Below are 7,298 nucleotides of genomic sequence, written 5' to 3' on the forward strand. Positions count from 1 at the left end.
AGCCGGATCTCGGTCTCGCGCGTGAGGGCGGTTTCGCTGATCTTGCCGAGCACCGACAAGTCAATGGTGTGGTCTTCGCCGAGCTTCTCGCTCCAGGCGGGAAAACGGCTGCGCAGCTCGCGCAGCACGTTCTGGCGGGCATCGAGCTCGACCCGGTGGCGCTGGCCGTAGTCGAAAGCCACGGTTTCCACGGCCGCGTAGCGATCGAGGGCCCAGGCCAGGCATGTCGTGGAATCCTGCCCGCCGGAGAACAGGACGAGTGCTTTGCGGGTGTCCATCAGCTGACGCCCTCCGCAAAGCCGGGCGCAGGAGCGGACGGCACCGTGCAGCAGGGCGCGCCGCCACTGCCGCCGCACAGGAATATGTCGAGAAAGAGAATGAAGCGTTTCATCAAGAAAACCTGCTGACTATGGCGCTGGCAAGCGCAGGGTAGCACGATATCCCCTGGGTCCTCCGATAGCCGCGCGACGGGCCTTCTGCCCGCAAGCCGTTCCCCAATGCGCCTGGCCTCGTTATATTGCATGGGCCCTGAAGCATGTTTTTTTCACTCCCATCGCGCGAGGCCGGCGTGCATCCTTTCGCCCCCTTCATCCGCTACTTCGTCGAAGTCGCGCGCCGCGGCTCCGTCCGCAGCGCGGCAGACCATCTCCACGTTGCGCCGTCCGCCGTCACGCGCCAGATCATGAAGTTCGAGGAAGCACTCGGTGTTCCTCTCTTCGAAAGGCTCCCGCGCGGGGTCAGGCTGACGGCGGCGGGCGAAACCATGCTGGCGGCGACCCAGCGCCTGAACCGGGATTTCCAAGATGCCCTGGCCCAGATCGATGCGCTCCGGGGGCTGCGACGTGGCCGGGTACGCATCGGCATATTGCAGTACATGAGCGAACTGATCGCACCGGGGCTCATTGCGGACGTGCACGCCCGCTATCCGGGCATCTCGTTCAGCGTCGAGACGGGCAACTCCGCAGAAATCACTACCCGGGTAGCCAAGGGCGAACTCGACATGGGCATGTGCTGGGACCCGCCGCTGGCCCAACCGGTCACCCGCCTGCGCACCGCTAACGTTCCCATCGGGCTTGCGGTACTGCCGGACCATCCGCTGGCCAAGCGCAAGAGCGTCCGCTTCCGCGAGTGCCTCGGGCTGCCGCTGGTGCTTCCGGCCCAGGGCATGGAGCTTCGCACCACGCTCGATCGGCTGAACCTCGGGCCGCAGGCCCGCTTCGAGCCTTTGCTCGAAACCAATTCGATCGCGATGATGAGGCAAATGGCGCTCGCCGGAACCGGGGTATCGGTCATGACGCGGATCTCCATCCTGCCCGAACTCAAGGCCGGCCGGCTGGTGCTGGTCCCGCTCGCGGACCGCGGCAGCAGCACCATTACATTCTCGCTCCACGTTCGCATGGAGCGGCATCTCCCCGTCGCAGCCGCCGTGGTGCTCGAGTTGTTGCAGCAACGCTTCGACGACTACGTCGGGTAGGCGCCTTCAAGCCGCCGCTTCCCTCCATGAAGCGCGATCGCCGCGGAAGCTTTCGGCAACGAAGTCGCCCGCCACCACGGGCTCGAACTTGGGATCGGTCACACCCGGCAAGTCCCGGGGATCGATCACCGCCCGATAGTCGGCATGATGGAACTGCGGGATGGAATACCGCCGCAAACCCGTCCGGTTGTAGACGCGATGCACGGCGCTCACGAATCGGCCGTTCGTCCACCGCGTCAGCAGCCGCCCCACATTGATGATGATCGCGCCGTCCATGGGCGGGGCCTCGATCCAATCCCCCGCGGGAGTCTTGACCTCCAGGCCGCCCCGGCGGTCGTTCAATAACAACGTAATGAGACCTTTGTCGGTATGCTCGCCGGCGCCGATGTCGGTACGGTCCTTGATCAGCTCCTGCGGCGGGTAATGCAAGATGCGCATGTTGGTGATGGGCTTGCGGCAGCGGCTAACGAAAAAGTTCTCGTCGGCATCCAGCGCCATGGCCATTGCGCGAAGCACGTTGCGCCCGCATTCCAACATGGAGAAATACAACGCTTCCATCGCGTGCCGCAATTCCGGATCGTCCGGCCAGGTATTGACGGCATGAAAGGGCAATCCTGCCAAGACGTCCGGGTCGTCCGGCGGCAGCGGAAAGCCCATGTCGAACGACTCTTTCCCATCCGGCCGGTCGCCGTGCTTCGTGTCGAACATGGGTTGATAACCCCGGTTCTGGTTGCGTGCCTTCGCGCGGCAGGCCATGCGCTGTTCCAGAGGCAGCGCGAAGAAGCGTTCACCGACCTCGAAAGTGTGGGCGATGGCCTCTTCGGGAACACCATGGCCCGTCAGATAGAAAAACCCGTAATGCGCGCATGCATCCGCGATGCGGCGTGCGACCGCGCGGCGCTCGGCAAGATCGCCGAAGCGGAAGTCCGTGAAATCGATCCGGGGTAAAGTTTCCATGCCTCTGTCGTCCTTCAATTCGATGCGGCCGGCGCGATCATGCGGTCGGCTTGAGGGGGCAAGAAACGCATGTCGACCAGCGCCCGGCCGTCCGGCCTGCTCTTGAGCGCCATGGCGGCGTGGAGTTTGTCGATCGAAGCCTGGAGGCGAACCGGATCAATCTCGCCTACGCCCGCCTGGCGTACATGTGCCGTGACGATCTGACGGTTCAGCAGGATCCCCAGCCGCAATGCTTCGAGCTTGGGATCGATCAAGGGGTCGAACGCCTTGAGCCGGTTCACGGCATCCTGGGGATCGGCAGCGATATCTTTGAGCGCTCGCGCCAACGCCTTCAGGAAGCCGGCTACGGCCTTCGGGTGTTCCTGGATGAAGCGAGGTGTCGCGAACACGGCATTGCCATAGAGATCGACGCCATGGTCCGCGTACATCATGGAGACGATGTCCTCCGGCGGTACGCCCAGGCGCTGCAGCGACACTAGCGCAGAAGTCGCATAGCCTGCGATGACAGGGACCTGGCCACGCACCAGCAACGTTTCGCGGATGGCAGGTTCGACCGACATCCAGGTCACGCTATCCTGGCCCAGGCCGGTAGCCTGGGCGAACAGCGGAAAAATCTTGCGCGCGCCGTCGTTGACGGGCGCGGCCACGGTAAGCCCTTTCAGGTCTGCCGGGCGCGTGATGCCGGTCTTTTTGAGCGTAAAAATCCCAGCCGGCGTGCTCTCGTACATCAAGAACACTGCCTTGGCGGGCACGCGCTCGTTATTCCCGACGAACTCGACGAAAGAGCTGATGTCGCCGACCCCCATGTCGGCGTTGCCTGCAGCCAGCCTTGTGATAGTGGCCGCCGATCCAGCGCCAACGTTCAGCGTAACGTTCAGCCCTTCCTCGGCAAAGTACCCCTTGGACTTCGCGACGATGTAGGGAACTGAACTCGCTTCGAACCTCCAATCGAGTTGGAAGGTCATGTCCAGCTGCGCCGCGTGGGCGGCAGGTGCGAATAGGATTGCGGCCATGGCGGCGCGCCCCGCCGACCGGGCAACCCCGACGAGATCCGATAAGCAACGCATGGGATTTCCGATGAGGAATAAACGACGCGGCTAAGGTAGTCCGCGTTTGCATTGCCCACAAGAATCGTTTTTCGGCCCCACTGTTGCTTTGAAAGCAACAGTGGTCAGCCTGGCTCGCTACCCGGCCCGGCGTGGCCGTCTATCTATGCCTTGGCACGTGGCCGCCCCAGGTCGGGCAGGAACGCGGTCAGCAATCCGAGCAACGGGAGGAAGGCGCAGAGTTGGTACACATATTCGATGCTGGTCACGTCTGCCACCTTGCCGAGCACGGCGGCGCCAAGGCCCCCCATGCCGAACGCGAAGCCAAAGAACAAGCCCGAGACCGTACCCACCTTGCCCGGCATGAGCTCCTGGGCGAACACGATGATGGCCGAGAACGCAGAAGCCAGGATGAGGCCGATGACGAAGCTCAGTACACCGGTCCAGAACAGACCGACGTGCGGCAGGACCAGGGCGAACGGCGCCACGCCCAAAATGGATCCCCAGATCACCTTCTTGCGGCCGATCCGGTCGCCGATGGGGCCCCCCAGTATGGTTCCGGCCGCCACCGCGAAAAGAAAGGCGAACAAGTGCATCTGCGCGCTTTGCACGGAAACGCCGAAGCGCTGCATCAGGTAGAAGGTGTAGTAGCTGGTGAAGCTCGCCATGTAGAAATACTTGGAGAACAACAGCGTCAGCAGGATGGCCATCGATCCCACCACGACGCCGCGGCTGCGCGGGGACGGGAGCGGAGCAGGGCGGGCCTTGCGCGGACCAGACAAGTGCTGGCGCTTATACCAGCCCCCCACCTGAAAGAGCACCACCATGGCAAGCAGCGCGGCCAGCGCGAACCACGCGAGGCTGTCCTGGCCGCGGGGAATGATGAACCACGCGGCCAGCAGTGGCCCCATGGCGCTGCCAGCGTTGCCGCCCACCTGGAAAATGGATTGCGCCAAGCCGTGGCGGCCGCCCGAAGCCAGGCGCGCCACGCGGGAAGATTCGGGATGGAAGATCGAGGACCCCGTGCCCAGCAAGGCGGCCGCCACCAGCAAGGCGGGGTAATTGGGCGCGAAAGCGAGCAGCATGATCCCGCTCAGGCTGCAGGCCATGCCGACGGGCAGGGAATACGGCTTGGGGTTCCGGTCAGTATAAAAGCCGACCAATGGTTGCAGCAGCGATGCCGTGCACTGATAGAGCAGCGTGATCAGGCCGATCTGCGTGAAGGAAAGTGAGAATTCGCTCTTCAGCAACGGATAGACGGCCAAGATCAGCGACTGCAGCATGTCGTTCAAGAAGTGCGAGAAGCTGATGGCGCCTAATATCCGGAATCCGGTGCGTTCCGGCTGGGCGGAAGGAACTTGGGCGGGATGGACGCTTTGCATGATGTCTCGGAGGCCGCCTCTGCGGCAGTCAGGTTTTTGCGTGTGGGTAGCGTACCTGGCCTGGCCGCGCCTGTCTTGCGAAAATGAGGCAGGAGGTTTCGAGAAATGGACACCCCCGCCCTTTTTCCCGACTATCACGATTACGACCGGCGAGAACGCCTGCTCACGGCCATGGTCAAGGATTTCCCGCCGGGCCATTACACAGGGCGCCACGAACACCCCTCCGGGCAGCTCATCTACGACGTGCACGGTGTCATGGTCGCCGATACCGACATGGGCCGGTGGGTCGTTCCGCCTACCCGGTGGTGGCTGTGGATGCCCCCGTCGGTCCACCACGGGCTTCGCATGGTGGGTGAGCGTCATGCGCCTGCCGCTGGACGAGCTGCGGCAACTGCCTACGCTGCCGCTGCGCCTGCCCCGCCCCACCCATCCTCGCCTCCAGGCGGTATGCGATGCGATCGTCGCCGCGCCCGACGACAAAACCACCGCACAGGGGTGGGCGGATCGCCTTGGCGTCGACGTCAAGACCCTGCATCGCCTTTTCTTGCGGGAAACCGGCATGACGTTCGGGCAATGGCGACAGCAGGCGCGCCTGATGGAGGCGCTGGAACGCCTGGCCACCGGCGCGAAAGTCCTCGATGTCGCGCTGGAGCTGGGCTACGCGAGCCCCAGCGCATTCTCGACGATGTTCAAGCGGCAGTTCGGTATCCCCCCAGCGCATTCTTCGACCAGGCCTGACCGCCTAATCTCGACACCGCGAAAACCCCGCTTTTCATCCTTGCGATTGATTGCGCTGCGGTTACGCCCCTATAGTGCGTGCAGAAACGAGGAGTTCCCCATGCCGTCCGCGCCCGGCGCCAACCGACTGCCTACCTTCTTCATACCTCATGGAGGCGGCCCCTGCTTCTTCATGGAATGGCCCGGCAATCCCCATATGTGGGACCGGATGGCCGCCTTCCTGAAAGGGCTAGCCGCATCGATCCCGACACGGCCCAAGGCCGTCCTCGTGGTCTCCGGCCACTGGGAGGAGCCGGTCTTCACCGTCAACGCCGGCCCGCATCCCCCTTTGCTTTTCGACTACTACGGCTTTCCCGAGCATACATACAGGCTGGAATACCCGGCGCCCGGCTCACCCGAGCTCGCCGCCAGGGTACAGGCGCTGCTCGGCGCGGCCGGCATCGAATCCGCCGCCGACACCCTGCGGGGCTTGGACCACGGCGTTTTCGTGCCGTTCAAGCTGATCTTCCCGGCAGCCGATGTTCCCGTCGTCCAGTTGTCGATGAAAACCGGCCTGGACCCACGCGAGCACCTCGCGGCCGGCCGCGCGTTGTCACCGCTGCGCGAAGAAGGCGTGCTGATCGTCGGAAGCGGCATGAGCTTCCACAACATGCGGGGATTCTCGCCTGCCTTCCGCCCCGCGTCCGAACGCTTCGACGACTGGCTGGCGGACGCCGTCGCGCTACCCAGGGCGGAGCGCGAACGAGCGCTCGAAAGCTGGGACCGGGCACCCGACGCGCGCCTGGCGCAGCCACGCCCGGATCACTTGCTGCCGCTAATGATCGCCGCCGGGGCGGCTGGCGACGATCCGGGCCGTCGCATATTCCGGGACGAAGTCATGAACGTCGTCGTCTCCGCAAGTCGTTTCGGTTAGGCGCCAAGCGCCTTGTCCTCGCCCGCCGCTTCGGCGGCTACCTGCAGTTCAACCTCGAAGGAAGACAAAATGCAAACGTCCAATGATTTCTTCGCCGTCTGGACCCCGCGCGCGCAGGCCCTGATGCGGATCATCGTCGCCTATGTGTTCATGCAACACGGCACCGCCAAGTTCTTCGACATTCCTGCATTGGGCTTTCAAGGCATACAGCTGTTCTCGCTCCTGGGGCTGGCGGGCGTGCTCGAGATCGCCGGCGGCCTACTGATGATCCTGGGTTTATTCACCCGCCCGGTAGCGTTCATTTTGTCGGGCTTCATGGCGGTGGCGTATTTCATGGCCCACGCGCCCAAAGCCCTCCTCAGTCCGCTGCAAAACGGCGGCGAGCCGGCCGTGCTGTACTGCTTCGTTTTCCTGTTCTTCGCCGTAGCCGGGGCCGGCGCGTTCAGCCTCGACGCCGCGCGCAGCAGGGCCTGACCCATCCCGCCCGGGCCTTGCTCCTGCTTCGTGATGGCAGCAGGAGCAAGGCCCCGTCCCCCACGCGCCTGGCAACCTGACGCGCACTGCCTATTCGAGGCGCCCGTACGCCGCCACGGGCCCGGATATCCAATCAGGGTTATCGTTTCCCTGAGAAACCCCGGAAGCATTGCCTTGAGAAACCCTGTTCCTACGCGCCGCTCCGGCAGCGGATTCGCTACGCTGCGCACGCTCCTTCCTTACCTGTGGCCGCCCGGCGCCGCCAACCTGCGCTTGCGCATCGTGACGGCGGTAGCCTTCCTCATCGCCGCCAA

At 64.2% G+C, this 7,298-nt stretch carries 7 protein-coding genes; 3 read left to right on the forward strand and 4 right to left on the reverse strand.

All coding sequences use genetic code 11. The annotated features are described in order from the left end of the window. Positions 1 to 278 (reverse strand): 7-cyano-7-deazaguanine synthase (locus Q0319_RS00160; RefSeq protein ID WP_299450024.1); only part of this gene is annotated, 278 nt, incomplete at its 3' end. A 257-nt stretch (positions 279 to 535) separates the two neighbouring features. Here Q0319_RS00160 and Q0319_RS00165 point away from each other — a divergent pair. Beyond that, positions 536 to 1,474: a LysR family transcriptional regulator gene (locus tag Q0319_RS00165; RefSeq protein WP_299450027.1), complete on the forward strand. Its 939-nt coding sequence runs from the start codon at positions 536 to 538 to the stop codon at positions 1,472 to 1,474. 6 nt (positions 1,475 to 1,480) lie between these two features. On the opposite strand, the gene Q0319_RS00170 is transcribed toward Q0319_RS00165, so the two are convergent. From Q0319_RS00170 to Q0319_RS00180, 3 genes are all read right to left on the reverse strand, one after another. Further along, a complete protein-coding gene (locus Q0319_RS00170; protein ID WP_299450030.1) occupies positions 1,481 to 2,431 on the reverse strand; it encodes a 2-oxoglutarate and iron-dependent oxygenase domain-containing protein in 951 nt (316 codons plus the stop codon). 14 nt (positions 2,432 to 2,445) lie between these two features. After that, the gene (locus tag Q0319_RS00175) at positions 2,446 to 3,498 is read right to left on the reverse strand and encodes an ABC transporter substrate-binding protein (protein WP_299450034.1); all 1,053 of its coding nucleotides are present in this window, start codon (positions 3,496 to 3,498) and stop codon (positions 2,446 to 2,448) included. Between the two features lie 143 nt (positions 3,499 to 3,641). Further along, complete coding sequence (locus tag Q0319_RS00180) at positions 3,642 to 4,859, reverse strand: MFS transporter (protein WP_296470694.1); 1,218 nt, start codon at positions 4,857 to 4,859, stop codon at positions 3,642 to 3,644. A 361-nt stretch (positions 4,860 to 5,220) separates the two neighbouring features. Between Q0319_RS00180 and Q0319_RS19325 the strand changes: the two genes are divergently transcribed. Together Q0319_RS19325 and Q0319_RS00195 are read left to right on the forward strand one after the other, a co-directional pair. Continuing rightward, positions 5,221 to 6,510, forward strand: a complete 1,290-nt coding sequence (locus Q0319_RS19325; protein ID WP_363322221.1) for a helix-turn-helix domain-containing protein — start codon at positions 5,221 to 5,223, stop codon at positions 6,508 to 6,510. Positions 6,511 to 6,579: 69 nt separating this feature from the next. After that, positions 6,580 to 6,984, forward strand: coding sequence for a DoxX family protein (locus Q0319_RS00195; RefSeq protein ID WP_296470687.1), 405 nt, complete (start codon positions 6,580 to 6,582; stop codon positions 6,982 to 6,984). Positions 6,985 to 7,298: the final 314 nt, after the last annotated feature.

This window comes from uncultured Pigmentiphaga sp., from assembly GCF_937950555.1.
Classification (GTDB): domain Bacteria; phylum Pseudomonadota; class Gammaproteobacteria; order Burkholderiales; family Burkholderiaceae_B; genus Pigmentiphaga.